Source organism: Kitasatospora sp. LaBMicrA B282 (assembly GCF_050325825.1).
In the GTDB taxonomy this organism is placed as follows: domain Bacteria; phylum Actinomycetota; class Actinomycetes; order Streptomycetales; family Streptomycetaceae; genus Kitasatospora.
Genome location: NZ_JBNQTI010000094.1, coordinates 1 through 24,731, shown reverse-complemented (window position 1 = coordinate 24,731; position 24,731 = coordinate 1). Strand labels below are relative to the sequence as shown.

Below are 24,731 nucleotides of genomic sequence, written 5' to 3'. Positions count from 1 at the left end.
CCGTCTAAGGTGGCGTGGTACGCGCAGCGTGAACGGATTCACGAGCAATCGACCCGTGGACGCCTGCGAAGATTCATCTTCAGTTGGGGTGTTCGTGACCGCCGTTGAATCCCGCCCCGCCGGGGTCCTCGGGACGACTCCCGCGCGCCGGCCGCTGGGGGCCCGTGTCGGGGCGTTCGTCGCACTGACCAAGCCTCGCATCATCGAACTGCTCCTCATGAGCACCGTTCCGGTGATGTTCCTGGCGCAGCGCGGGGTGCCGAACCTGCTGACCGTGCTGGAGGTCGTCATCGGCGGGTACCTCTCCGCCGGTGGCGCCAACTCGCTGAACATGTACGTCGACCGCGACATCGACGCGGTGATGAGCCGCACCGAGCGGCGGCCGCTGGTCACCGGGATGGTCTCGCCGCGCGAGGCCCTGGTCTTCGGGATCACCCTGGGCGTCGTCTCGACGCTCTGGCTCGGCCTGCTGGTCAACTGGCTGGCCTCCGGGCTGGCGTTGGCCGGGTACCTCTTCTACGTCTTCGTGTACACGCTGGGCCTCAAGCGGCGCACCACGCAGAACATCGTCTGGGGCGGCATCGCCGGCTGCATGCCGGTGCTGGTCGGCTGGGCCGCGGTGACCGACTCGCTGGCCTGGGCGCCGGTGGTGCTCTTCCTGGTCATCTTCTTCTGGACCCCGCCGCACTACTACCCGCTCTCGATGAAGGTGCGCGAGGACTACGCGAAGGCCGGCGTGCCGATGCTGCCGGTGACCGCGGGCAACGTGGCGGTGGCCCGGCACATCGTGGCCTACTCCTGGATCATGGTCGCGGTCTCGCTGGCGCTCTGGCCGCTGGACCACACCAGCTGGCTCTACCCGACCGCGGCGGTGGTGCTGGGCGCATTCTGGATCAAGGAGGCGCACGCGCTGCAGGCGCGCGCCAAGGCCGGCGTGGTGGGCGCGAAGCTCAAGGAGATGCGCCTCTTCCACTGGTCCATCACCTACCTGACGCTGCTGATGGTCGTGGTCGCGGTGGACCCGTTCCTGCGGTAGGACCCGCGCGGCAGCTCCGCGACGGCCCCGGTGCGCTCGGCGCGCCGGGGCCGTCGGCGTTTCCGTCGGCGTTTCCGTCGGCGTGCTGGGGCGTCCCGGCCGTGCAGGAGTCCCGGGGTACCGGCCGGTAGCCCGTCCTGTGGCCCGCGGCACACGGCCGCGCCGTCGCAAGTTCCGCTACCCGTGGGTAGCATGCCGTCATGAGCAGCGCAGAGACCTCCGCCCCCGCCGCCCCGGACGCCCGCGCCGAGCGTCGGGCCCAGCGCATCGCCAAGCACCTCACCGCCTTCACCAAGGAGCACGGCGGCAGCGCCGACGGCGTGGTGGAGTACGTGGGCCAGGCGGCCACCCGGATCGTCCTGGTGGGCCAGGACGGCGCCTTCGGCGACCAGGTGGCGCCCAGCTACGCCGTCGGCCGCCGGGCCGCGGAGCTGGCCGGGATCACGCTGCACGACTCCTTCGAGGGCGAGCTCGCCCTGAAGGTGCGCACCGGCTCGTACGAGTGGAAGCGGATGGCGGGCCTCCAGCTCGGCGGCTGACGCCCTCCGGTACGACTGCCGGTACGACAAAGGCCCTGACTCCCCGGTGCGGTGGGAGTCAGGGCCTTTCGGCGTGCGCCTGCGCAGGCGCCGACGAGCTCGGGCGCCGACGAGTTCAGACGGTGACGAGCTCAGACGGTGGCGGCCTGCGGGGCCTCCTGGGCGGGCAGCGCGCCCTGCGGCGCGTCGACGGCGTCCCGCGCCCGCAGCGCCAGCGGGATGCGCAGCGCGGCGATCCAGGTGAGCGAGGCGCCCAGCATGTGCAGCCCGACCAGCAGTTCGGGCGCGTCGGTGAAGTACTGCACGTAGCCGAGCACCGCCTGCGCCATCAGCACCAGGAAGAGCTCGCGGGCCCGGGCCCGGGCCGGCGCCGGTGCCTTGACCGCGGCCAGCGCGAAGATCACGGCCAGCGAGAGGCCGACCGCGGCGAAGGCGAAGTCGGCGTGCAGCTGGGCCAGCCGGTCGTAGCTGATCGGGATCCGCGGCACGTCGCTGGAGTCGCCCGGGTGGTGGCCCGCGCCGGTCACCATGGTCCCGGCCGCCACCAGCCCGCCGGTCACCCCGACCAGCAGCCAGGCCAGCTTGCGCAGCGGCTCGACCACCAGCGGGCGGATCGGGCCGTCGCCCTCCTTGGCCCGCTCCCAGGTCACCACCGCGACCCAGCACAGGGCCAGCGCGGAGAGCATGTGGCAGGCCACCACGTACGGGTTGAGCTTGACCAGCACGGTGATCCCGCCGAGCACGGCGTTGCTCATCACCACCCAGAACTGGGCCCAGCCCAGCCGGCTGAGCGAGCGTCGCCAGGGCTGGGCGCAGCGGGCCGCCAGGATCAGGATCCCGACCACCGCGCAGAGCACGTCGGTCAACGTCCGGTTGGTGAACTCGATGATCCCGTGGAGGCCCATCGCCGGGGTCGGCGTGATGCTGTTTCCGGTGCAGGTCGGCCAGGTCTTGCAGCCGAGCCCGGAACCGGTCAGCCGGACCGCGCCGCCGGTGACCACGATGACGACGCTCATCACCAGTGCGGCCAGCGCGGCCCGCCGGACGAACGCGGCGGACGGGTGCCAGCGCTCGGCCAGCAGGGAGAAGGGGGTACGCACCGATTCATGGTAGGTCGCCCGGTTCCCGATCTTGCGCCCGGGGGCGGCGCGGCGCGCGGGGGCGAAATCCAGCCGTTCGTCGGGGGTCGATCGGGGCTGGTGTGCCGGTAGAGTCCGTCCGAACCCGATGTAGCCGGTCGGTCACTGGCGTTGCCAACGTCCGTGCTGCACAGCCTCCTTCGGAAGGATCACTGGTCATGGCGCGACAAGGGCGGTCAACCGGTCGGACGCTGGTCGCAGCGGCGGCGCTCGCGGTGCTGGGCTCGGCGGCGCTGACCGGCAGCGCGTGGGCGAACATCCCCTCGATCACGGCCACCTGCTCCACGGTCACGGTCGACCTGATCAAGTACGACGCGAGCGCCCAGAACACCGTCACCGTGAAGATCAACGGGGAGACGGTGGTCAACCTCCAGCCGTTCGGGGACAGTTACCACAAGGACTTCCCGGTGGCGGCGCACACCGCTGCGGAGGTCGCCGAGTTGGTCGTCTACACCTCGGCCGACCCCAAGGGCAGTGGCGGCGGCACCGGCTCCTGGACGGCGACCATCCCGGTCTGCCCGACCCCCAGTCCGAGCCCCAGCACCGTCTCGCCCTCGCCCTCGCCGAGTCCCACCACGGCCGCGCCCGCGCCCTCGCCGAGCCCGACCACCGCCGCCCCGTCGCCCTCGCCGAGCCGGACCAGCGCGCGGCCCACGCCCCGGCCCACCACCCCCGCGCCCAGGCCGAGCAGCACCTCGCCCGCGCTCGCCTTCACCGGGGGCGGCAGCTCGGCCGGGCCGATCGCGGCCGCCGGGGCGGGCGTGGTCGTGCTGGGCGGCGGCCTGCTCTACCTGACCCGCCGCCGGCGCGCGCACCGGCACTGACCCGGCACCGACCCGGGCACGCGAAGGGGCGGGGACCGTCACGGGTCCCCGCCCCTTCGGCGTGCCGGCTGCTCCCGGCGGCTACTCCCAGCGGAAGAAGCGCGCCGCCGCGGCCAGCGCGACCACGGCCCAGCCGGCCAGGATGCCGAGGTCCGCCCACGGCACCCCGGCCCCGTTCTGCAGCACCGCGCGCAGCCCGTCGGAGAGCGCACTGATCGGCAGCGCCTCCAGCACCCCGCGCACCGCGCCGGGGAACCTGCTCAGCGGCACGATCACGCCGCCGGCCAGCAGCAGCAGGATGAAGACCAGGTTGGCGGCCGCCAGGGTGGCCTCGGCCTTGAGGGTGCCGGCCATCAGCAGGCCGAGCCCGGAGAAGGCGGCGGTGCCGAGCACCAGCAGGGCGAGCACCGCGAGCACGTTGCCGTGCGGGGACCAGCCGAGCGCGAGCGCGATCACCGAGAGCAGCAGCACCTGGAGCGCCTCGGTGACCAGCACGCAGCCGGTCTTGGCGGTGAGCAGCGCCCAGCGCGGCAGCGGGCTGGCGCCCAGCCGCTTGAGCACGCCGTAGCGGCGCTCGAAGCCGGTGGCGATGGCCTGGCCGGTGAAGGCGGTGGACATCACCGCGAGCGCCAGCAGGCCCGGGGCCAGGAAGTCGACCCGCTTGCCGGGGCCGGTCACCGAGACCACGTCGACGGCGCTGAACAGCACCAGCAGCACGGTCGGGATCACCACGGTGAGCAGCAGCTGTTCGCCGTTGCGCAGCAGCATCTTCGTCTCGAAGGCGGTCTGCGCCAGCAGCATCCGGGCGACCGGGGCGGCGCCCGGCCGCGGCGCGTAGTCGGTGGAGTGGTCGACCGTGCTCATCCGCGCAGCTCCCGTCCGGTCAGTTCGAGGAAGACGTCTTCGAGGCTGCGCCGCTGCACGGTGAGCTTCTCGGGCAGCACGCCGGCCTCGGCGCACCAGGCGGTCACGGTGGCGACCAGCCTGGGGTCCATCGGGGCCTGCACCCGGTAGCGGCCGGGGGCCGGCTCGTCGGCGGCCGCGCCGTCCGGCAGCACCTTGGCGAGCGCGCCGAGGTCGAGCCCGGCCGGGCCCTCGAAGTGCAGGCTGCCCTCGGCGCCGCCGCGGCAGAGCTGCTCGGGGCTGCCCTGGGCGATCACCCGGCCGCGGTCGACGATCGCCACGTCGTCGGCGAGCTGTTCGGCCTCGTCCATGTAGTGGGTGGTGACCACCACGGTGACGCCGTCCCGGCGCAGGTCGCGGATCAGCTCCCAGGTGGCGCGGCGGGCCTGCGGGTCCAGGCCGGCGGTCGGCTCGTCCAGGAAGACCAGCTCGGGGCGGCCGACCACGGCCATGGCGAGCGCGAGGCGCTGCTGCTGGCCGCCGGAGAGCCGGCGGTAGCTGGTGCGGCCGCAGGAGCCCAGGCCGAGCCGCTCGACCAGGGCCGGCACGTCCAGCGGGTGGGCGTGCAGCCTGGCGGTGTGCTCGAGCATCTCGACGGCGCGGGCGCCGGCGTACACGCCACCCGACTGGAGCATCACGCCCACCCGGGGGCGCAGCTCGGCGGCCTGCCGGACCGGGTCGAGGCCGAGCACCCGCACGGTGCCGGCGTCGGGGCGGCGGTAGCCCTCGCAGGTCTCGATGGTGGTGGTCTTGCCGGCGCCGTTGGGGCCGAGCACGGCGGTGACGGTGCCGCGCCGGATGACCAGGTCGAGGCCGTCCACCGCGACCTTGTCGCCGTACCGCTTGACCAGCCCGGCGATCTCGACCGCTGGTTCTGTCTGCATGCCGGGAAGTGTAAGAGCCCCTGCGGCGAAGCCTCAGGTAAGGCTTACCTTCCGTGACCGATCCCACCGCTGAGGCGTGGGTCACCGCTTGTTCGGCCGGAAGCAATTACGCAACAATGGTGTTGTGAAAAACGTGCGCGAGCATCCCCAGCAACCGGAGGCCGAGTCGGCCCCCGGTTCTCCGGTGCCCGCGAACGCGACCGAGGTGCTGCTGGACGGCCACCGCGCCACCCGCGACCGGGTCGCCCGCTCCATCCTGGACCACGGCCCCTCCTCGGCCGCCGACCTGGCCAACCGGCTCGGCCTGACCGCCGCCGCGGTCCGCCGCCACCTGGACGGCCTGGTCGCCGCCGGTCTGGTCGAGTCCCGCGAGCAGCGGGTCTACGGCAGCCGCGGCCGCGGCCGCCCGGCGAAGGTCTTCGCCCTCACCGAGTCCGGCCGGGACGCCTTCTACCAGGCCTACGACCAGCTCGCCGCCGACGCGCTGCGCTGGATCGCGGAGGCCAGCGGCGGCGGCGAGGCCGGTGCGGAGGCGGTCGCCGCCTTCGCCCGGGCCCGGTTCGCCCGCCAGGGCCAGAAGTACCTCGACGCGCTGGAGCAGGCCACGGCCGACCAGCGGACGGAGGCGCTCGCGCAGGCCTTGAGTGCCGACGGGTACGCTGCCACGGTGCGGCGCGTGCCGTCCGCCGCGGCGGCGAAAGCCCCGGCCGGCGCCCAGCTCTGCCAGCACCACTGCCCGGTCGCGCACATCGCCGAGCAGTTCCCCCAGCTCTGCGAGGCGGAGACCGAGGTCTTCTCCCAGCTCCTGGGCACCCACGTGCAACGGCTGGCCACCATCGCCCACGGCGACGGGGTCTGCACCACCTATGTGCCGGCACCCGGTGCCGCACCGTCGCCCCAGCGGGGCACCGGTGCAGCGCCGACTGCCGGTACGACCACCGAAGAAGCACCTGCTACGTCCGCGCGGAGGAACCCCGCATGACTGACACCGTTTCCCACCCGGAGCTCGAGGGTCTGGGCACCTACGAGTACGGCTGGTCGGACCCCGACGCGGCCGGCTCGGTGGCCAAGCGCGGCCTGAGCGAGGAGGTCGTCCGCGACATCTCGGGCAAGAAGTCCGAGGACGAGTGGATGCTCAACCTGCGCCTCAAGGGCCTGAAGCTGTTCGAGAAGAAGCCCATGCCGACCTGGGGCTCGGACCTCACCGGCATCGACTTCGACAACATCAAGTACTTCGTGCGCTCGACCGAGAAGCAGGCGGAGTCCTGGGAGGACCTGCCCGCCGACATCAAGGCGACCTACGACAAGCTCGGCATCCCGGAGGCGGAGAAGCAGCGCCTGGTCGCCGGTGTCGCCGCGCAGTACGAGTCCGAGGTCGTCTACCACCAGATCCGCGAGGACCTGGAGCAGCAGGGCGTGATCTTCCTCGACACGGACACCGCGCTCAAGGAGCACCCGGAGCTGTTCCACGAGTACTTCGGCACCGTGATCCCGGCCGGCGACAACAAGTTCGCCGCGCTGAACACCGCGGTCTGGTCCGGCGGCTCGTTCATCTACGTGCCGAAGGGCGTGCGCGTCGACATCCCGCTGCAGGCCTACTTCCGGATCAACACCGAGAACATGGGCCAGTTCGAGCGGACGCTGATCATCGTCGACGAGGACGCCTACGTCCACTACGTCGAGGGCTGCACCGCGCCGATCTACTCCTCGGACTCGCTGCACAGCGCCGTGGTCGAGATCATCGTCAAGAAGGGCGGCCGCTGCCGCTACACGACGATCCAGAACTGGTCGAACAACGTCTACAACCTGGTGACCAAGCGCGCCGTGGCCTACGAGGGCGCCACCATGGAGTGGATCGACGGCAACATCGGTTCCAAGGTCACCATGAAGTACCCGGCCGTCTACCTGATGGGCGAGCACGCCAAGGGCGAGACCCTGTCGATCGCCTTCGCGGGCGAGGGCCAGCACCAGGACGCCGGCGCCAAGATGGTGCACATGGCGCCGAACACCTCCTCCAACATCGTCTCCAAGTCGGTGGCGCGCGGTGGCGGTCGCACCTCCTACCGCGGTCTGATCGAGATCGGCGAGGGCTCCAAGGGTGCCAAGTCCAACGTGCTCTGCGACGCGCTGCTGGTGGACACGATCTCCCGCTCGGACACCTACCCCTACGTGGACGTCCGCGAGGACGACGTGTCGATGGGCCACGAGGCGACCGTCTCCAAGGTCAGCGAGGACCAGCTCTTCTACCTGATGAGCCGCGGCATGACCGAGTTCGAGGCGATGGCGATGATCGTCCGCGGCTTCGTCGAGCCGATCGCGCGCGAGCTGCCGATGGAGTACGCGCTGGAGCTCAACCGGCTGATCGAGCTGCAGATGGAGGGTTCCGTCGGCTGACCTCCAGTCAGTCACCGGATCCCACCGACACTTTGAGGAAGAGAGCAACACGAACAGCCATGGCTGACGTTCAGAACACTCCCGGGTCGACCACTGCGGGGTCGATCGAGGTCGGTACCGCCGGTGCCGGCGCCCAGCTGGCCGGTCCCGGTACCGGTCGCGACTCCGTGCGGCAGCCGATCGACGCCCGGGTCGCGGTCGAGCCCTCGTTCGACGTGAACGACTTCCCGGTGCCGACCGGCCGCGAGGAGGACTGGCGGTTCACCCCGCTGCACCGCCTGGCCGGGCTGCACGACGGCACGGCCGTCAAGGCCGCCGCTGGTGAGGACAAGGTCGAGTTCTCGCTGCCGGACGGCGTCACCGCCGACCTGGTCGGCCGCGACGACGAGCGGATCGGCAGGGCCGGCAAGCCGGTCGACCGGGTCGCCGCGCAGGCGTTCAGCGCCTTCGAGCAGGCGCTGGTGGTCACCGTCCCCAAGGACGCGGTGCTCACCGAGCCGGTCAGGATCGACGTGCACGGCGAGGGCGGCGTCCGCTTCGCCCACGTGGTGATCGACGTCAAGCCGTTCGCCGAGGCGGTCGTGGTGCTCAGCCACACCGGCAGCGGCACCCGGGCCGCCAACGTCGAGCTGCAGGTCGGCGACGGCGCCAAGCTGACCTTCGTCTCGGTCCAGGACTGGGAGCGCGACGCGGTGCACGCCGCCCAGCACACCGCGCTGGTCGGCCGGGACGCCTCGCTCAAGTCGGTCGTGGTGACCTTCGGCGGCGACCTGGTCCGGATCCACCCGCGGGTCACCTACGCGGCCACCGGCGGCGAGGCCGAGCTCTTCGGCCTCTACTTCGCCGACGCCGGCCAGCACCTGGAGCACCGCCTCCAGATCGACCACGACACCCCGCACTGCCGCTCCAACGTGGTCTACAAGGGCGCGCTGCAGGGCCAGGACGCGCACGCGGTCTGGGTCGGCGACGTGCTGATCCGCGCGGCCGCCGAGGGCACCGACACCTACGAGCACAACCGCAACCTGGTGCTCACCGACGGCGCCCGGGTCGACTCGATCCCGAACCTGGAGATCGAGACCGGCGAGATCGTCGGCGCCGGCCACGCCTCGGCCACCGGTCGCTTCGACGACGAGCAGCTCTTCTACCTGCAGGCCCGCGGCATCCCGGAGGAGGAGGCCCGCCGCCTGGTGGTGCGCGGCTTCTTCGCCGAGCTGGTCCAGCAGATCGGCGTGGCCGAGATCCACGACCACCTGATGGAGAAGATCGAGTCCGAGCTGGCGGGCGTCGCATGAGCGAGTTCAAGCGCGTCTGTTCGCTGAGCGAGCTGGGCGAGGACACGCCCAAGCGGATCGAGCTCGGCAGCGGCCTGGCGATCTCCGTCGTGCGCACCGAGGGCGAGGTGTTCGCGATCAACGACATCTGCTCGCACGCGAACGTCTCGCTCTCCGAGGGCGAGGTGGAGGACTGCCGGATCGAGTGCTGGCTGCACGGCTCCACCTTCGACCTGCGCACCGGCAAGCCCTCCGGACTGCCCGCCACCCGGCCGGTCCCCGTTTACCCCGTCAAGATCGAAGGGGACGACGTGCTCGTCTCCGTCACCCAGGAGTCCTGAGCACCATGGCTACCCTTGAAATCCGTGACCTGCACGTCTCCGTCGATGCGGAGAACGGCCCGCGCGAGATCCTCCGCGGTGTCGACCTGACCGTGAAGCAGGGCGAGACCCACGCCATCATGGGCCCCAACGGCTCCGGCAAGTCGACCCTGGCGTACTCGCTGGCCGGCCACCCGAAGTACACCGTCACCGGTGGCGAGGTGCTGCTGGACGGCGAGGACGTGCTGGCCATGTCGGTGGACGAGCGCGCCCGCGCCGGCGTCTTCCTGGCCATGCAGTACCCGGTCGAGGTCCCCGGCGTCTCGGTCTCCAACTTCCTGCGCACCGCCGCCACCGCGGTCCGCGGCGAGGCCCCCAAGCTGCGCACCTGGGTGAAGGAGGTCAAGGAGGCCATGGCGGCGCTCCAGATGGACCCGGCCTTCGCCGAGCGCAACGTCAACGAGGGCTTCTCCGGCGGTGAGAAGAAGCGGCACGAGATCCTCCAGCTGGAGCTGCTCAAGCCGAAGATCGCGATCCTCGACGAGACCGACTCCGGCCTGGACGTCGACGCGCTGCGGATCGTCTCCGAGGGCATCAACCGGGTCCGCTCGACCGGCGAGGTCGGCACCCTGCTGGTGACCCACTACACCCGCATCCTGCGCTACATCCAGCCCGACTACGTGCACGTCTTCGCCGCCGGTCGGATCGTCGAGTCCGGCGGTGCCGAGCTGGCCGACAAGCTGGAGAACGAGGGCTACGAGGCTTACGTGAAGGGCGGCGCTTCCGAGTGACAACCATTCATCCCGGCTCGACGCTGACGGGGCTGCTCGACACCGACGCCATCCGCAAGGACTTCCCGGTGCTGCAGCGGCTGCTGCACGACGGCAAGCCGCTGGTCTACCTGGACAACGCGGCCACCTCGCAGAAGCCCCGCCAGGTGCTCGACGCACTCTCCGCCTACTACGAGCGGCACAACGCCAACGTGCACCGCGGCGTGCACGTGCTGGCGGAGGAGGCCACGGCGCTGTACGAGGGCGCCCGCGACAAGGTCGCGGCGTTCGTCAACGCGCCGAGCCGGGACGAGGTGATCTTCACCAAGAACGCCTCGGAGTCGCTCAACCTGGTCGCCAACATGCTCGGCTGGGCCGACGAGCCGTACCGCGTGGACGCGGACTCGGAGATCGTCATCACCGAGATGGAGCACCACTCCAACATCGTTCCGTGGCAGCTGCTCTCGCAGCGCACCGGCGCGAAGCTGAAGTGGTTCGGGCTGACCGACGAGGGCCGGCTGGACCTGTCGAACATCGACCAGCTGATCACCGAGAAGACCAAGGTGGTCTCCTTCACCCTGGTCTCCAACCTGCTGGGCACCGTCAACCCGGTCGAGGCGATCGTCCGCCGCGCCCAGGACGTCGGCGCGCTGGTGCTGATCGACGCCTCCCAGGCCGCCCCGCACATGGTGCTGGACGTGCAGGCGCTGGAGGCCGACTTCGTCGCCTTCACCGGCCACAAGATGCTCGCCCCCACCGGGATCGGCGTGCTCTGGGGCCGGCAGGAGCTGCTGGAGGACCTGCCGCCGTTCCTCGGCGGCGGCGAGATGATCGAGACCGTCACCATGGGCTCGTCCACCTACGCCCCGGCGCCGCACAAGTTCGAGGCCGGCACCCCGCCGATCGCCCAGGCGGTCGGGCTGGGTGCGGCGATCGACTACCTGTCCAACGTGGGCATGGAGCGGATCGCCGCGCACGAGCACGCGATCACCGAGTACGCGGTGAACCGCCTGCAGGAGGTGCCCGACCTGCGGATCATCGGCCCGCGCACGGCCGTGGACCGCGGTGCCGCGATCTCCTTCGTGCTGGGCGACATCCACCCGCACGACGTCGGCCAGGTGCTGGACGAGCAGGGCATCGCGGTCCGGGTCGGCCACCACTGCGCCCGCCCCGTCTGCCTGCGGTACGGAATTCCGGCGACCACCCGGGCGTCGTTCTACCTGTACTCGACGCCGGGCGAGGTCGACCTGCTGATCGACGGGCTGCACCACGTCCGCAACTTCTTCGGCTGAGGGGTGACGGCGCCATGAAGCTCGACTCCATGTACCAGGAGATCATCCTGGACCACTACCGCAACCCGCACGGCAAGGGTCTGCGGGACGGCGACGCCGAGGTGCACCACGTCAACCCGACCTGCGGGGACGAGATCACCCTGCGGGTGCGGCTGGACGGTGCGCTGGTCGCCGACGTCTCCTACGAGTCGCAGGGCTGCTCGATCAGCCAGGCCAGCGCCTCGGTGCTGAACGACCTGGTGGTCGGCAAGCCGGTCGGGGAGGCCCAGCGGATCCAGGAGGCCTTCCTGGAACTGATGCAGAGCAAGGGCCAGGGCGAGGGCGACGAGGAGGTGCTGGAGGACGCGGTCGCGTTCGCCGGCGTCTCCAAGTACCCGGCCCGGGTCAAGTGCGCGCTGCTCAGCTGGATGGCCTGGAAGGACGCCACCGCCAAGGCGCTGGCCGAGCAGCCGGCCGTCTCCAACTAATCGACGAGGACCGAGAGCATGAGTGAGACCGAGGCCGGCACCCCGGCCCCCGAAACCCCCGCCGAGGCGGCAGCCGAGGGCCCGATGGCCATCGTCGGCACCACCGCAGGCACCGTCTCCGTCGAGGACCTCACCGAGGCCCTGATGGACGTCGTCGACCCCGAGCTCGGCATCGACGTGGTCAACCTGGGCCTGATCTACGGCATCCACATCGACGAGGGCGACGTCGCCACCATCGACATGACCCTCACCTCGGCGGCCTGCCCGCTGACCGACGTGATCGAGGACCAGGCCAAGACCGCCACCGACGGCCTGGTCAAGGACCTGCGGATCAACTGGGTCTGGATGCCGCCGTGGGGCCCCGACAAGATCACCGACGACGGCCGCGAGCAGCTCCGCGCGCTGGGCTTCAACGTCTGAGCGTCCTCCGCCGTCAACACCACTGCCGCGTGCCTCGCCCCTTCGGGGGAATGAGTCACGCGGCAGTGGTATATCTGCCTACCCTGGGTAAGGCTGGGTCCGCGAGCGTGGAGGGAGTACCGAGGTGTCCGTAGCTGCGATCGCGCATTTTCATTACACGCTGCCCGATTCCCCGTACGCGATGTGGGTGCGGGGCGAGCTGGCCGATCATCTGCACCTGCCGAAGAACATGCGGGTGGAGGTGATCGGGGGGGAGATCGTCGTGTCGCCTGCGCCTGTCTTCGAGCACGCCGGGATCATCGCCACCATCCAGCGGGTGATCGACGTCCGGGGCGTCACCGACCCGGAGTTCCCGTGGCGGACCATGCAGAACCTCGGCCTCGACGTAGTCGAGTTCGGCGACGGTTACATTCCTGATCTGCAGGTCTTCCACGTGGACACGGAACGCCAGGCCTGGTCCGAACGCCCTGCGTTCCTCGTGCCCCACCAGGTCGAGCTGGTCGTCGAGGTCACCTCGAAGTCGAACGCGAACAACGACCGCGTACCGGTGGCCGGCCGGCGCGCGACCAGCACCAAGTGGAACGGCTACGCCCGCGCCGGTATCGGCCACTACCTGCTCGTCGACCGGGACCCCAAGCAAGCCTGCATCACCCTGTACGGCAACCCCGACCGCTTCGCCGGGCGCTACGAGGAACTCCTGAGCTGGAAGTTCGGGGAGCCGGTGCGGCTGCCCGAACCGTTCGGGTTCGAGTTCCGCACCGACCTGTGGCGCCCCTGGGAGGACTGAATCCCCGCTACGCCCGCTTCAGCACGGCGGCGGCCAGGCCCAGGCAGGCCGTTGCCGCGACGACGGCGAAGCCGCTGACGGCCGGGAGGAGGCCGTAGTGCTGGGAGAGGGCGCCGACCGAGACGATGGGCAGGGAGCTGCCGAGGTAGACGATCACCCACAGGGTGCTCATCTCGCTGCCGCGCCGGGCCGGGTCCATGGCGGCGACCGCGGAGGTGAAGAGCGAGCGGAAGGCGATCCCCTGGCAGGTGCCGCCGAGCACGCTGCCGAGGAAGAGCAGGGCCGCGACGTGGGCGTACTCGGCGGTGACCACCAGGCCGAGGCCGAGGGCCAGGCCGGTCATGCCGAGGGCGATGATCCGGCGGTTCGCGGTGGGCGGGATCAGCAGCTGGGCGGCCGCGGAGGAGCCGAGCAGCAGCGCGGCGACCACGGCGCCGACCATCCGGTCGTGGGTGTGCAGCAGGCCGGCGGAGAAGGCGGGGGCCAGGCTCAGGTAGACGCCGAAGACCGCGTACGAGACGAAGCCGGCGCCGGAGGCGAGCAGGAAGACCCGGCGTCCGGCGGCCGGCACGGTCAGCTTGCGCGGGCGCAGGTGCAGCGCGGTGGTGATCCGCGGCGGCGTCCCGTGCGGGCGGCGGGCGCCGGGCATCCGGGGGTGCACCAGGGCCAGCGGCACGCAGAGCACCAGCAGGGCCACCGCGTGCACCAGGAACGGGGTGAGCAGCGGGTGCGCGCCGCCGGCCAGTGAGGCGCCGACCACCGGGCCGAGGGCCACGCCGCCGGCCGAGCAGGCCAGGGTGAGCTTGGCGGCCAGGGTCGGGTGGTCGGGCAGCAGGTCGCCGAGGGCGGCACCGGCGGCGCCCGTGGCCAGCGCCACGGCGATGCCCTGCACGGCCCGGCCGGCGGCCAGCTGGCCGAAGGAGTTCGCGGTGGCGAAGATCGCGTCGCCGCTGGCGGCCAGGCCGACCGCGGGCAGGATCAGCGCGCGGCGGCCGACCAGGTCGGACCAGTGCCCGGCCGCGGCCAGCGTCGGGACCAGCGCGAAGACGTAGACGGTGAAGAGCAGCGTGGTGTCGAAGGCGCTCAGGCCCAGGCGCTGCTGCAACAGGGGGTAGACCGGGGTGGCCAGGTTGGCCCCGATCAGCAGCAGGAGCAGGGCGGCGGAGCAGAGTCCGACGCGGATGCCGCGCAGCGCGTTCCAGCGGCTGACGGCGGCGAGCTGGAGCTGGGCCCGGGGGGCGAGCTCCAGGGGGAGCAGGGCCTCCGAGAGCCGGGTGCCGGACGGCGCGGTGCGCAGGCCGGTGCCGGCAGGGGAGAGGTCCGCCATGGCAGGGGTCTCCTGTGGCCGGGCGCCACCGCGGGCCGGCCGGGGGCCGGCTCGCCCGTCCGGTGGCGCTGTGGTGGTGGCCGTGGGTGCGGGAGGACCGTGGTGGAGCGGGTGTGTGAGCTGAAGGGGTGGGCGTCTTTGCCCAGGCGTGACCGCGGGCGGGGTGTGCACGGGGTCAGTAGAAGGATACGGGGTGGTGTGAAACCGGCGTGCCCGGGTGGCGCGCGCCCCCCACAGGACGGGCGCCGCCGCCGGGTCGGCCGATACGCTGATCGCAGTGCAGGACCGATCCTCACCAGGAACTCTCACGAGGAGCTCGCGCTCGATGGCCGGACGACGCCGCAAGAACCCTGACCACCCTCAGGCCGGGCCGGACGCGGTGCCCGGCAGCGAGAGCCTGCTGCCCGCGGACTTCGAGCTGGCCGACCTCTACGGCGCCCATGGCTCGGAGGAGGAGGACCTGGACGATCTGTCGATCATGGTCCCCCCGGTCCGGCTGCTGCCCGAGGGCGAGCTGGCCGCGGCCGCGCTGGCCGTGCCGCTGATCGAGCGCGCGGTCCGGCTCGCGAGATGGAGCGCTCCCGCCCGCCCGGTCGACGAGCTGGGCGACCTGCTGGAGGCGGACCGGGAGACCGCCGCCCGGTTCCTCGGGCTGGCCCCGGAGAGCGGCGAGGTCTCCGAGGAGGCGGTGCTGGAGGCGATGCGGGCCTGGTCGCTGGCCGGCGACCTGGAGCTGGTGCTGGTCGCGCACGACGCGGACGGCAACCGGCTGGCCGGGCCGAGCGAGGAGCTGGCCCCGGTGGAGGCCGGCGACCCGGAGTCGGTGCTGGAGCTGTGGCTCTCGGCCGCCGACGTGATCGTCGAGCTGGCCGCCGAGATCGAGCCGCTGGACGCCGAGCCGGACGCCGGCGAGCAGGCCGACGACGACCGGGCCGAGGAGCTGCTGGCCCAGTACGAGGAGGTCCAGGAGGAGGCGGCCGAGCTGCTCGACGAGGCGCTCCAGGTGCTCTACGAGGCCACCGCCTTCGCCGAGCCGGGCCAGGAGACGGTGCCGCTCGGGGTGCTGGCCGCGCTGCTGGTGGTGCCGGAGGGCGAGGAGCCGGACGAGGAGATGCTCGGCGACATCACCGACGTGATGGTGGCACTCGACCCGATGCTGACCGACCTGGCCGAGATCGGCCTGCTGGAGTACCACCCGATCGACCCCGAGCTGTTCGACGAGGAGGAGCCCGCCGACGACGCGGCGGGCACCGCCGGCAGCGTCGAGCCCGGCGCCGAGGACCGCCCGCTGGACGAGGCGGAGGCGGCCCGGTTCGGCCTGGTCAGGCTCACCCCGCTCGGCCAGTACGGGATCCGCCAGTGGCTGCTGGACGAGGGCTACGACGCGCCGCTGGTCGGCGAGCTGGCCGGCGGCACCGCCGCCGAACTGCTCCAGGGCATCGCCGACTCCGCCAACGTGCTGCCCGAGCAGGAGATCCGGGTCTGGCTGGTCGACCGGGAGCCGGCCGCCGCCGCCCGCGAGGTGCTGGCGGCCGCCCGCGGTGCCGACGAGCGGGCGCCGCTGCGCCGGATGCTGGCCCAGCTGGCGCTGGCCGAGCTGGGCGAGGCGGCCGAGCCGGTGGCCCGCGAGGTGCTGGACGACCCGGAGCTGGGCGGCGGCGCGCGGGCCTGGCTGGTCTCCCGCGGCGCGGCGGACGTGCCCGCGCCGAGCCGTCCGATGGTGCTGTGGACCACGGTGGACACCTTCGCCGCCCAGCTGCTGGACAGCGAGGGCGACGCCGAGGCGCTGCGCGAGCTGATCGCCGGGATGCCGGTGACCGAGGACCCGGCCGGTTTCTTCGGCGAGCTGTGGCGGGTCGAGCACCACCACACGGCGCGGGTGCTGGAGGCGGTCGGCGAGCTGCACCCGGACCGGCAGGTGGCCAAGGAGGCCCGCAAGGCGGCGTTCAAGGCGCGCTCGAAGCAGGGGTGACGCCCGGGGCCGGGGTGACGCTCCGACCGGGGTGACGCCCGGTCCCCGGTCCCCGGCGTCAGGCGGCGGTCGCCCGCAGGTGGCGCAGCAGCCCGCGGCGCCCGGAGCGCATCATCAGCGCGTGGTTGGCCAGGAAGAACGGACGGCCCGGCAGTGCGAGGCGGCGCATCAGCGCGGTGCCGCCGCGCACCTCCTCCTCGAACACCGCCAGGGTGGCGGGGCCGCCGTCCGGCCCGCGGCCGTCGGGCGTGACGGTCCAGCGGGACCAGCCGGCCAGGTCGCCGGTCAGCTCGGCCTCCAGCACCCCGCCGAGCCGGTCGGGGTGCTCCTCCTGGCGCCGCTCCCGGGCGGTGAGCACCAGGTCGTAGGGGAGCAGCGAGCGGATCCGCAGCCGGCCGCGCTGCCCGTCGAGCTGCTGGACCTGGCGCACCTCGGGCCACCAGTCCGGGTAGCGCTCGACGTCCCGCAGCACCCGGTAGACCACCTCCGGTGCCGCAGGCAGCCGCCAGCTGCTGACCAGGTGGTAGTGGTTGAAGTCCATCACGGGCGGGCTCCCTGCCGTTTCGCCGGGTGGGCAGCGGCACCCGACAACATACGGTGGATCGGCGTTGCGCCGCGGCCCAACCGGGTATCTGCCCACCGTACGAGGGAAGCTGATGGCCCGGCAGGTCACGCCCACGTATCGTGGGCGAACGCGGTCCACCGGCCGGGCGGCTGCCATCTCCTGGGTCGTCGGCGGTCCGCGACCAGAACGACGGCGAGCCCGGGGGTGCGGCGAAGGTGACGATCAGCAGCGGGAGCTGGACCGCGGACCCGGACGACGCAGCAGCGGTGCCGCTCGGTCCCGGTCCCGGGGCCTGCGAGGGCGTGGTCGACGGCGAGGGCCTGGCCGACGAGGAGTACTACACGCAGCAGGAGCAACACGTCCGGCGGGTCTTCACGGCGCTCGACTTCCCGGTCTACGGGGTGGACCGGGCCGGGCGCGGGGTGCGCGGGGCGGCGCCGGTGGTCGGGGACGCGGCCGGTGTCGCCGCCGCCGACAGCGACGCGATGAGCGGCTACGAGGCGCGTGGCGGCGAGACCGTCTGGGTGGAGCTGCGCTCCGGTGACTGGACCTCGCTGGAGGGCCCCTACGTCACCGTCCGCACCTACCAGCCGGGGGTGGAGCGCTACCTGCCGCTGCCCGAGCCGGAGGAGCTGGTCGAGCGGGAGCGGGACCGGGTCTACGAGCAACTCGGCATCGACGAGGGCGACAGCCCCGGCCGGGTCCGCGCGCTGCGCGAGTGGATCGGCGTGGAGGGCGAGCCGATCGCGGTGCAGATCCACGAGGAGAGCGGGGCCGGCACCGGGATCGCGGCCCGGGCCCGCTCGGTGTGGGCCGGGCGGCTGCTGCTGAACGGTTCGGTGGTGCTGGTCTGCGGCCGTGGGATCGGGCCGGCCGACATCGTGCTGGACCGGCTGGACACCAGGGACCACGAGCGGTTCGCCACCGGGCGCACCGAGCTGCTGCGGGAGGTGTCCGCGCGCCGCCGGCAGCGGCTGGACCGGGCGCAGCGCGGCAACCTGGCGCTCACCGGCCTGGACGCGCACCGGGCGCTGCTGGAGTTCAGCGTGGAGCGGGCGCTGGCCCACCGGGCGCACCGGCTCTCCCGCGGCCACGCCCGGATGCCGCGCCGGCTGCGGGTCTCCGAGCCCCCGGAGCAGTGGGAGGCCGCGGTGCGCCAGCAGATGCACTTCGCCTCGGAGAGCCGTCAGGAGGCCAGCACCGCGGTCGGCTCGATGGTCGGTCACCTGCTGCTGCTGGCCGAGCGGACGGACTGGCTGGTCGGCGGGGTGGACGGCGGCGTGTCCGGGCGGGCCGCGCTGGAGGAGGTGATCCGCTACACCGCGTTCGCCAGCCAGGTGCCGAGCCTGCCGGCCCAGCGTGCCTGGGAGGACCTGACCCGCAAGCGCAACCTCGCGGCGGCCGAGATCACGCTCGCCGAGCAGAGCTGGCTCACCGCCTGGGAGCAGTGGCGCCGGGAGCGGACGCGCTGAACCAGCCGGCTGCGGCCGCTCGGATGGCACCCCCCGGTCCGCCTCCGCTCAGTGCAGCTCCTCCGGTGGCAGCCGCAGCTGGAGCATCGCCAGCAGCCGCTGCTGCGGCTGGGTGAGGTCGATCCCGGTCAGCTGCTCGGCCCGGCGCACCCGGTAGCGCAGCGTGTTGGGGTGGATGTGCAGGGACTGCGCCGCCACCCGCACCTCGCCCAGCGCGTCCAGCCAGGCCAGCACCGACTCGGCCAGCCTGGTGCCGTGCCGGGTGTCGTACTCGGTGAGCGCCGCCAGCCGCGGGTCGCGCAGCGCCGGGCGCTCCTGGAGCAGCGCGAGCACCTCGCTGAGCAGCACCTCGGCCTGCACGTCGATCAGCGCGGCGACCTCGGGGACCACGCCGCCGCGGCCCATCGCGTCCAGGATCCGGTCGGCCTGGGCCCGGGAGGCCGGGACCTGGGCGAGTCCCGGCACGGTGCTGCCGATCGCGGCCCGCAGCTCCACGCCCAGGTGGTCGCGGGCGGCGCCGACCACCTCGGCCGCCCAGTCGCGGACGGTGGCCATCGGCAGGTTGGCCGGCAGCTCGGGCAGCAGCACGTAGACCCGGGTGTCGATCGGCGCGAGCAGCGCGCTGCGGTGCCGGGCGGCGGTGTGCACCGAGATCAGGCCGGTCACCTCGGTGCGGCTCAGGTCGGCACCGACGGCGGCGTACGCGAGCACGGTGGCCGGGCGGTGCGGGTGCAGGCCGAGGTGGGTGGCCAGTGACTGCGGCCCGGTGCTGCCCTCCAGCAGGCCGGTGAGCAGGGTCTGGGTCAGCCGCACGTCGGCCGAGACCTCGCGGCGGCGGCGCACCAGCTGGGCCGCGGCCACCCGGGCGGCGCCGACCAGCGCCTGTTCGGCCTGCTCGGTCAGCGGCTGGGAGCCCTCCTGGACCCAGATGGTGCCGAGCGGCTGGGCACCGGCCCGGATGCCGATCGCCAGCCGCCGGCGCAGCCCGAGTTCGGGGTGCGGCTCGACCGCGATCACGCTGTCCGAGGTGCGCAGGTGCTGGAAGATGCCCCACTCGCGGAGCTTGGACAGGTACGGCTCGGGCCCCTGCCAGCCGAGGATGGAGAGCCGGCGCAGGTCGTCCACCTCGTCCGAGTCGGCGGACCGGGAGTAGGCGAGGACCCGGCTGGAGGTGTCCTCGATGGAGACGATGCCGCCGGTCAGCACCGCGGTGGTCTGGGCGAGCGAGAAGAGGTCGCCGGCGCTGTGCTCGGTGGCCTCGGGGGCGTCGGCGCCGCCGAGCACCGCGCGGGCCAGGGCGTCCAGGTGCTCCCAGCGGGTCTCGCTGCGCACCGAGAGCAGGGCCACCCCGGCCTCGGTGGCGGCCTCGCGCAGCGCGTCGGCCTGGCCGGGGGCGTCCAGCTTGACCGCGACGGCGGCCGCCCCGGCCCGCCCCGCGGCGCGCAGCGCGGGCAGTGCGGCCCGGCCGCGGGCGCCGATGGCGAGGACCAGCTCGCCGGGGTTGGCGGTGGCCGGGTCCTCGGGGTCGAGGATGGCCACGTCGCGCACCGGGACCTCGAGCCCGGCCGGGGCGGCCTGCAGCTCGACCAACGGCTCGCCGAGCGACATCAGCAGCCGGCGCAGCGGGAGGCCCGCCTGGGGGGCGGGCGGGGGAAGCGGCGGAGTGCTCATCGCTTTCCCTTCATCCGCTCGGACAATGCCGTACGGATGACTTTAGCCGCCTGGCCAACCATGTGGGCCTGGTGCGCGCCTTAACGTTCCTTCATGGCCCGCGTGTGACCCCCGCACTGGCCCACCCCCCACGACTCGAAGGAGAGCGCGCGCTCATGGATGCTGTGACCCAGGTCCCCGCGCCGGTGAACGAGCCGGTCCACAGCTACGCCCCCGGGACCCCCGAACGGGCCCGTCTGGAGGCCAAGCTGAAGGAGCTGGGGGGCCAGGAGCCCGTCCAGCTGACCATGACGATCAACGGTGAGCGCCGGATGGGCGGCGGCACCGAGATCCACGTCGTCCAGCCGCACAACCACGCGGCTCGGCTCGGCACCCTGCGCAACGCCACCCAGGACGACGCGCGGGACGCCATCGACACTGCCCTGGCGGCCGCTCCCGCCTGGCAGGCGCTCTCCTTCGACTCGCGCGCCGCGATCTTCCTGCGCGCCGCCGACCTGCTGGCCGGCCCGTGGCGCGAGACCATGGCCGCCGCCACCATGCTCGGCCAGTCCAAGACCGCCCAGCAGGCGGAGATCGACACCCCCTGCGAGCTGGTCGACTTCCTGCGCTTCAACGTGCACTTCGCCCGGCAGATCATCGCCGAGCAGCCGATCTCCTCGCCCGGCGTGTGGAACCGCACCGACCACCGTCCGCTCGAGGGCTTCGTCTACGCGATCACTCCGTTCAACTTCACCGCCATCGCGGGCAACCTGCCCACCGCCCCGGCGCTGATGGGCAACGTGGTGCTCTGGAAGCCGTCGCCGACCCAGCAGTTCTCCGCGCACCTGCTGATGCAGCTGCTGGAGGAGGCCGGCCTGCCCAAGGGCGTCATCAACATGGTGACCGGTGACGGCCTGGACGTCTCCGCGGTGGCGCTGAAGCACCCGGCGCTGGCCGGCATCCACTTCACCGGCTCCACCAAGACCTTCCAGCACCTGTGGCGCGAGGTCGGCAACAACATCGCCGGCTACCGCAGCTACCCGCGGATCGTCGGCGAGACCGGCGGCAAGGACTTCCTGGTCGCCCACCCGTCGGCCGACCCGAAGATCCTGAAGACCGCGATGACCCGCGGCGCCTTCGAGTTCCAGGGCCAGAAGTGCTCGGCGCTCTCCCGCGCCTACGTCCCCGCCTCCCTCTGGGCCGGCCTGAAGGACGAGTTCCAGGCCGAGGTCGAGGGCCTGACCATGGGCGACGTCACCGACCTGGCGAACTTCATGAGCGCCGTGATCGACGACCGCGCCTTCGCCAAGAACAAGGCCGCGATCGACCGCGCCCAGGCCGACCCGACGGTCGAGGTGCTGGCCGGCGGGACCTACGACGACTCGGTGGGCTACTTCGTCCGCCCGACCGTGCTGGTCTGCCAGGACCCGGCCGGCGAGTACTTCCGCGAGGAGTACTTCGGCCCGATCCTCGCCGTGCACGTCTACCAGGACGAGGACTACGACGCGATGCTGGCGCAGATGGAGTCGGTCTCGGCCTACGGCCTGACCGGTTCGATCATCGCCCAGGACCGCGCCGCCGCCCAGGACGCGATGCACAAGCTGCGCTTCGCGGCCGGCAACTTCTACATCAACGACAAGCCGACCGGCGCCGTGGTGGGCCAGCAGCCCTTCGGTGGCGGCCGCGCCTCCGGGACCAACGACAAGGCCGGCGCCGCGCAGAACCTGCTGCGCTGGACCTCGGCCCGCTCCATCAAGGAGACCTTCGTCCCGCCGACGGACTACCGCTACCCGCACCAGGGCTGACGGCCGCACGTCACCGGGGGCGGCGGCCCACCCGCACCGCCAGCCCCCACCCCTTTCCTCGAGGGGTTCCCCCGGGCGCACCCGCCGCCCGGGCCTTCCTGCCTCCCCCACACCTGTGATCCAGGAGTCCCGATGCTCCGTTCCGCCCTCCTCGCCGCCTCGCGCTCCCCGCAGGTGCGCACCATGGTCGAGAAGTTCCCGCCGACCCACGCGATAGTCGAGCGCTTCGTCGCCGGCGAGCTGCTCGACCAGGGCATCACCGCCACCGACGACCTGGTCGCCACCGGTCGCAAGGTGACCCTCGACCACCTGGGCGAGGACACCAAGGACGCTGGCCAGGCCGCCGGCACCGCCGAGGCCTACGAGCACCTGCTCAAGGCGCTGAAGGAGACCGGGCTGGCGGCCGACGCCGAGGTCTCGGTCAAGCTCTCCGCGGTCGGCCAGTTCCTGCCGGTGGACGGCGAGAAGATCGCGCTGGAGAACGCCCGGCGGATCTGCGAGGCGGCCCGGGACGCGGGCACCACGGTCACCCTGGACATGGAGGACCACACCACCACCGACTCCACCCTGGGGATCGCCCGCGAGCTGCGCGCCGACTTCCCGTGGCTGGGCGTCGTGCTGCAGGCCTACCTGCGCCGCACCGAGGCGGACTGCAAGGACTTCTCCGGCCCCGGCTCCCGGGTCCGGATCTGCAAGGGCGCCTACAAGGAGCCCGAGTCGGTCGCCTTCCAGGGCAAGCGCGAGGTGGACCTGGCCTACGTGCGGGCGCTGAAGATCCTGATGGCGGGCGAGGGCTACCCGATGGTCGCCTCGCACGACCCCAACATGATCAAGATCGCCGGCCAGCTGGCCGAGTGGAACGGGCGCACCCGCGACAGCTTCGAGTACCAGATGCTCTTCGGCATCCGCCCCGAGGAGCAGCTGCGGCTCGCCGAGGCCGGCAACACCATGCGGGTCTACCTGCCGTATGGGCAGGAGTGGTATGGGTACTTCATGCGCCGCCTGGCGGAGCGTCCGGCCAACCTGACGTTCTTCCTGCGCGCGATGGCGACCCGGGGCTGACGCCCGGGGGTTCCGACCTGCGGCCCGCATCCCGGATTCCGGGGTGCGGGCCGGCGGCGTTCCCGGGCGGCGGCTGGGCCGCGGGCGTTCCCGGTCGGTGGCTGGGCCGGCGGCGCCGCCGCCGTCTGCGGTAGAAGGCGGCGCCGTCGGCCCGTCGGCCGGATCGGGGGTCTCTTTCCGGCCGCTGGAGACGTTAGTGACGGTGGATCAACGGCGGTTCGACGGCTGATGGACGAGGCGGGTGCGGCCGGCCGCGGCCGGTGCGCCGGTGCGGCCCGTCACCGCACGAACTCCATGTCCGGGTACTGCGGCACCGGTCCGTCCAGCAGCCGGCCGGAGCAGCCGCGCAGGAAGTGGTCGAAGTAGGCCGCGACGTACGCCTCGTCGGTGTGGATGGCGGTGGCCGGGTCGATGGTGCCGATGTCGGTCGTCCGGGTGGCGGCGGGCAGGCCCAACTGCGGGACCAGCGCCTCCGCGTCGGTGAAGCTGTCGTGCTCGGAGCCCTTCAGGGTGAGTTGGGCGTGCCAGCCGGGGGTGTTGGCGCGGAAGGCCTGCCAGCCCGGGCCGGTGTCGGTCGTGCCGTCCTTGCCGAGCAGGAGGAAGGGCCGGTCCAGGCCGTGCTCGGCGACCGGCATCAGCGAACCGTCCTGGTTGTTCAGGTTGCCGTCCATGTCGAGGCCCGCCTTGACCCGCGGGTCGGCGTCCATCGTGGTGGCGGCGGCGGTGCCGCCCAGCGAGTGGCCGAACATGCCGACCTCGGAGAGGTTCAGCGCCCCGGCCAGCCCGTGCGGCAGTCGCCGGCCGTCCACGTCCGGGTTCTGACCGTCGTTCAGCTGCTGGAGCCGGTCGAGCACGAAGCGGGCGTCGGCGGTCCGGACGGCGAGGGCCTTCTGGATGTAGGCGTTCGGGTCGGTGACGCCCGACAGGTCCACGGTGGCCAGGGTGCCCGGGCGGGCCGGGCTGGTGTCCGGGAACTGCACCTCGGGCGACTCGTAGGTGCTGTCGACGGTGACCACCACGTAGCCGCGGCTGGCCAGGTCGGTCACCAGGGTGGTCCCCCAGGTGCGCGGCTCGACCAGCCCCGGCGCGTAGAGCAGGACCGGCAGGCCGCCGTCCCGCCCGGTGGCGACGGGGGCGCCGAGCGCCGCGTGGGTCACGGTGTCCGCCCAGTCGGCCTGGCCGGGCGTGGTGCCGAGCCCGAGGTACCCGGTGGCCGTGGTGCTGTCGAAGTGCGCGGCGGCCTGCGGCAGCATGTAGGGCGCCGCCGGGCGGCCGCCGGGGTGGGTGGTCGGGTAGAACACGCTGACCATCAACTCGCGGTAGGGGACTGCCGGCTGCCACGGGTCGGGCCGGGAGGGGTCCACCAGGTGCAGCGACACCTCGCCCACCTGGTACCGGCCGGTCGGGGCGGGCAGGGCGAGGTGCCGGGCGGGGGTGGGGGTGGCCGTGGAGGTGGCCGTGGGGCCGGCCGTGGGGGTGGTGGCGGCGGCCGGGAGGGTGGCGGTGAGGGTGCAGAGTGCGGCGACCGCGCCGACGGCGGCCAGCTTGAGGGTGCTGCGGTGGTGGTGGCGCCGGCGGGTCGGGGTGGTGGGCGAGGTGCTGGCGGACGGGGTGCTGGCGGGCGAGGTGGTGGTCATGGGGACCATCGTGATGGTGCGTCAGGGCCGCTGCCATCGGGAGGATTCCCGGTTTCCCGGGTCGGGGTCTCCCTAGGGCCTGTCTTCAAACCCCCGTCGTCCGCCCGAAGGGCGGGCGCGGCGGCGTTGGGGTGCGTGCATCGGCGGCGCCGAGGAGGGAGTCCATGCGGAGCATCGGCGACTGACGAGAAGCCG

General features: G+C 72.7%; 23 protein-coding genes. 16 read left to right on the top strand and 7 right to left on the bottom strand.

The window, feature by feature from the left end; translation table 11 throughout:
- The first annotated feature begins 94 nt into the window (after positions 1 to 94).
- Both ACQRUO_RS24140 and ACQRUO_RS24135 read left to right on the top strand, forming a co-directional pair.
- Positions 95 to 1,036, top strand: coding sequence for a heme o synthase (locus tag ACQRUO_RS24140; RefSeq protein WP_428318132.1), 942 nt, complete (start codon positions 95 to 97; stop codon positions 1,034 to 1,036).
- 200 nt (positions 1,037 to 1,236) lie between these two features.
- Positions 1,237 to 1,575 carry a hypothetical protein gene (locus ACQRUO_RS24135; RefSeq protein ID WP_428318131.1) on the top strand — a complete coding sequence of 113 codons (339 nt, stop codon included), beginning with the start codon at positions 1,237 to 1,239 and terminating at the stop codon, positions 1,573 to 1,575.
- 131 nt (positions 1,576 to 1,706) lie between these two features.
- Here ACQRUO_RS24135 and ACQRUO_RS24130 read toward each other — a convergent pair whose 3' ends face one another.
- Positions 1,707 to 2,675 (bottom strand): COX15/CtaA family protein, encoded by a 969-nt coding sequence (locus tag ACQRUO_RS24130; protein WP_428318130.1) that lies wholly within the window; start codon positions 2,673 to 2,675, stop codon positions 1,707 to 1,709.
- Positions 2,676 to 2,872: 197 nt separating this feature from the next.
- Between ACQRUO_RS24130 and ACQRUO_RS24125 the strand changes: the two genes are divergently transcribed.
- Entirely contained in the window at positions 2,873 to 3,538 is a 666-nt protein-coding gene (locus ACQRUO_RS24125) for an LPXTG cell wall anchor domain-containing protein (RefSeq protein WP_428318129.1), read from the top strand.
- 81 nt (positions 3,539 to 3,619) lie between these two features.
- On the opposite strand, the gene ACQRUO_RS24120 is transcribed toward ACQRUO_RS24125, so the two are convergent.
- The gene (locus ACQRUO_RS24120; RefSeq protein WP_428318128.1) at positions 3,620 to 4,402 is read right to left on the bottom strand and encodes an ABC transporter permease; all 783 of its coding nucleotides are present in this window, start codon (positions 4,400 to 4,402) and stop codon (positions 3,620 to 3,622) included.
- Entirely contained in the window at positions 4,399 to 5,325 is a 927-nt protein-coding gene (locus ACQRUO_RS24115) for an ABC transporter ATP-binding protein (RefSeq protein WP_428318127.1), read from the bottom strand. Before ACQRUO_RS24115 ends, ACQRUO_RS24120 begins: the two co-directional genes overlap by 4 nt.
- A gap of 124 nt (positions 5,326 to 5,449) precedes the next feature.
- Between ACQRUO_RS24115 and ACQRUO_RS24110 the strand changes: the two genes are divergently transcribed.
- The 9 genes from ACQRUO_RS24110 (at position 5,450) to ACQRUO_RS24070 (ending at position 13,046) form a co-directional block, all read left to right on the top strand.
- The gene (locus tag ACQRUO_RS24110; RefSeq protein ID WP_428318126.1) at positions 5,450 to 6,307 is read left to right on the top strand and encodes a helix-turn-helix transcriptional regulator; all 858 of its coding nucleotides are present in this window, start codon (positions 5,450 to 5,452) and stop codon (positions 6,305 to 6,307) included.
- A complete protein-coding gene (gene sufB / locus ACQRUO_RS24105) occupies positions 6,304 to 7,719 on the top strand; it encodes a Fe-S cluster assembly protein SufB (RefSeq protein WP_428318125.1) in 1,416 nt (471 codons plus the stop codon). The genes ACQRUO_RS24110 and sufB overlap by 4 nt, the downstream gene beginning before the upstream one ends.
- A 59-nt stretch (positions 7,720 to 7,778) precedes the next feature.
- Entirely contained in the window at positions 7,779 to 9,011 is a 1,233-nt protein-coding gene (sufD, locus tag ACQRUO_RS24100) for a Fe-S cluster assembly protein SufD (protein WP_428318124.1), read from the top strand.
- Complete coding sequence (locus ACQRUO_RS24095) at positions 9,008 to 9,331, top strand: non-heme iron oxygenase ferredoxin subunit (RefSeq protein WP_428318123.1); 324 nt, start codon at positions 9,008 to 9,010, stop codon at positions 9,329 to 9,331. The genes sufD and ACQRUO_RS24095 overlap by 4 nt, the downstream gene beginning before the upstream one ends.
- 5 nt (positions 9,332 to 9,336) lie before the next feature.
- Complete coding sequence (gene sufC / locus ACQRUO_RS24090; protein ID WP_428318122.1) at positions 9,337 to 10,101, top strand: Fe-S cluster assembly ATPase SufC; 765 nt, start codon at positions 9,337 to 9,339, stop codon at positions 10,099 to 10,101.
- Between the two features lie 5 nt (positions 10,102 to 10,106).
- Positions 10,107 to 11,372 (top strand): cysteine desulfurase, encoded by a 1,266-nt coding sequence (locus ACQRUO_RS24085; protein ID WP_428318140.1) that lies wholly within the window; start codon positions 10,107 to 10,109, stop codon positions 11,370 to 11,372.
- A gap of 14 nt (positions 11,373 to 11,386) precedes the next feature.
- Positions 11,387 to 11,839, top strand: coding sequence for a Fe-S cluster assembly sulfur transfer protein SufU (sufU, locus tag ACQRUO_RS24080; RefSeq protein ID WP_428318121.1), 453 nt, complete (start codon positions 11,387 to 11,389; stop codon positions 11,837 to 11,839).
- 84 nt (positions 11,840 to 11,923) lie between these two features.
- Entirely contained in the window at positions 11,924 to 12,259 is a 336-nt protein-coding gene (locus tag ACQRUO_RS24075) for a metal-sulfur cluster assembly factor (RefSeq protein ID WP_428318139.1), read from the top strand.
- Between the two features lie 124 nt (positions 12,260 to 12,383).
- Entirely contained in the window at positions 12,384 to 13,046 is a 663-nt protein-coding gene (locus ACQRUO_RS24070) for a Uma2 family endonuclease (protein ID WP_428318120.1), read from the top strand.
- A 7-nt stretch (positions 13,047 to 13,053) separates the two neighbouring features.
- Here the strand turns inward: ACQRUO_RS24070 and ACQRUO_RS24065 are convergent, their stop codons facing one another.
- Entirely contained in the window at positions 13,054 to 14,373 is a 1,320-nt protein-coding gene (locus ACQRUO_RS24065) for an MFS transporter (protein WP_428318119.1), read from the bottom strand.
- A gap of 325 nt (positions 14,374 to 14,698) precedes the next feature.
- Here ACQRUO_RS24065 and ACQRUO_RS24060 point away from each other — a divergent pair, with 325 nt between their 5' ends.
- On the top strand, positions 14,699 to 16,345 hold the full coding sequence (locus ACQRUO_RS24060) for a hypothetical protein (RefSeq protein WP_428318118.1): 1,647 nt from the start codon (positions 14,699 to 14,701) through the stop codon (positions 16,343 to 16,345).
- A gap of 58 nt (positions 16,346 to 16,403) precedes the next feature.
- Here ACQRUO_RS24060 and ACQRUO_RS24055 read toward each other — a convergent pair whose 3' ends face one another.
- Positions 16,404 to 16,886 carry an SRPBCC family protein gene (locus ACQRUO_RS24055; protein WP_428318117.1) on the bottom strand — a complete coding sequence of 161 codons (483 nt, stop codon included), beginning with the start codon at positions 16,884 to 16,886 and terminating at the stop codon, positions 16,404 to 16,406.
- 239 nt (positions 16,887 to 17,125) lie between these two features.
- Here ACQRUO_RS24055 and ACQRUO_RS24050 point away from each other — a divergent pair, with 239 nt between their 5' ends.
- Positions 17,126 to 18,382, top strand: a complete 1,257-nt coding sequence (locus ACQRUO_RS24050; RefSeq protein ID WP_428318116.1) for a hypothetical protein — start codon at positions 17,126 to 17,128, stop codon at positions 18,380 to 18,382.
- A gap of 48 nt (positions 18,383 to 18,430) precedes the next feature.
- On the opposite strand, the gene ACQRUO_RS24045 is transcribed toward ACQRUO_RS24050, so the two are convergent.
- Positions 18,431 to 20,053, bottom strand: coding sequence for a PucR family transcriptional regulator (locus tag ACQRUO_RS24045; protein WP_428318115.1), 1,623 nt, complete (start codon positions 20,051 to 20,053; stop codon positions 18,431 to 18,433).
- Between the two features lie 155 nt (positions 20,054 to 20,208).
- Between ACQRUO_RS24045 and pruA the strand changes: the two genes are divergently transcribed.
- Together pruA and ACQRUO_RS24035 are read left to right on the top strand one after the other, a co-directional pair.
- Positions 20,209 to 21,837 carry an L-glutamate gamma-semialdehyde dehydrogenase gene (pruA, locus tag ACQRUO_RS24040; protein ID WP_428318114.1) on the top strand — a complete coding sequence of 543 codons (1,629 nt, stop codon included), beginning with the start codon at positions 20,209 to 20,211 and terminating at the stop codon, positions 21,835 to 21,837.
- A gap of 132 nt (positions 21,838 to 21,969) precedes the next feature.
- Positions 21,970 to 22,899, top strand: coding sequence for a proline dehydrogenase family protein (locus ACQRUO_RS24035; RefSeq protein ID WP_428318113.1), 930 nt, complete (start codon positions 21,970 to 21,972; stop codon positions 22,897 to 22,899).
- Between the two features lie 278 nt (positions 22,900 to 23,177).
- Here the strand turns inward: ACQRUO_RS24035 and ACQRUO_RS24030 are convergent, their stop codons facing one another.
- Positions 23,178 to 24,536: an alpha/beta hydrolase family protein gene (locus ACQRUO_RS24030; RefSeq protein WP_428318112.1), complete on the bottom strand. Its 1,359-nt coding sequence runs from the start codon at positions 24,534 to 24,536 to the stop codon at positions 23,178 to 23,180.
- Between the last annotated feature and the right edge of the window lie 195 nt (positions 24,537 to 24,731).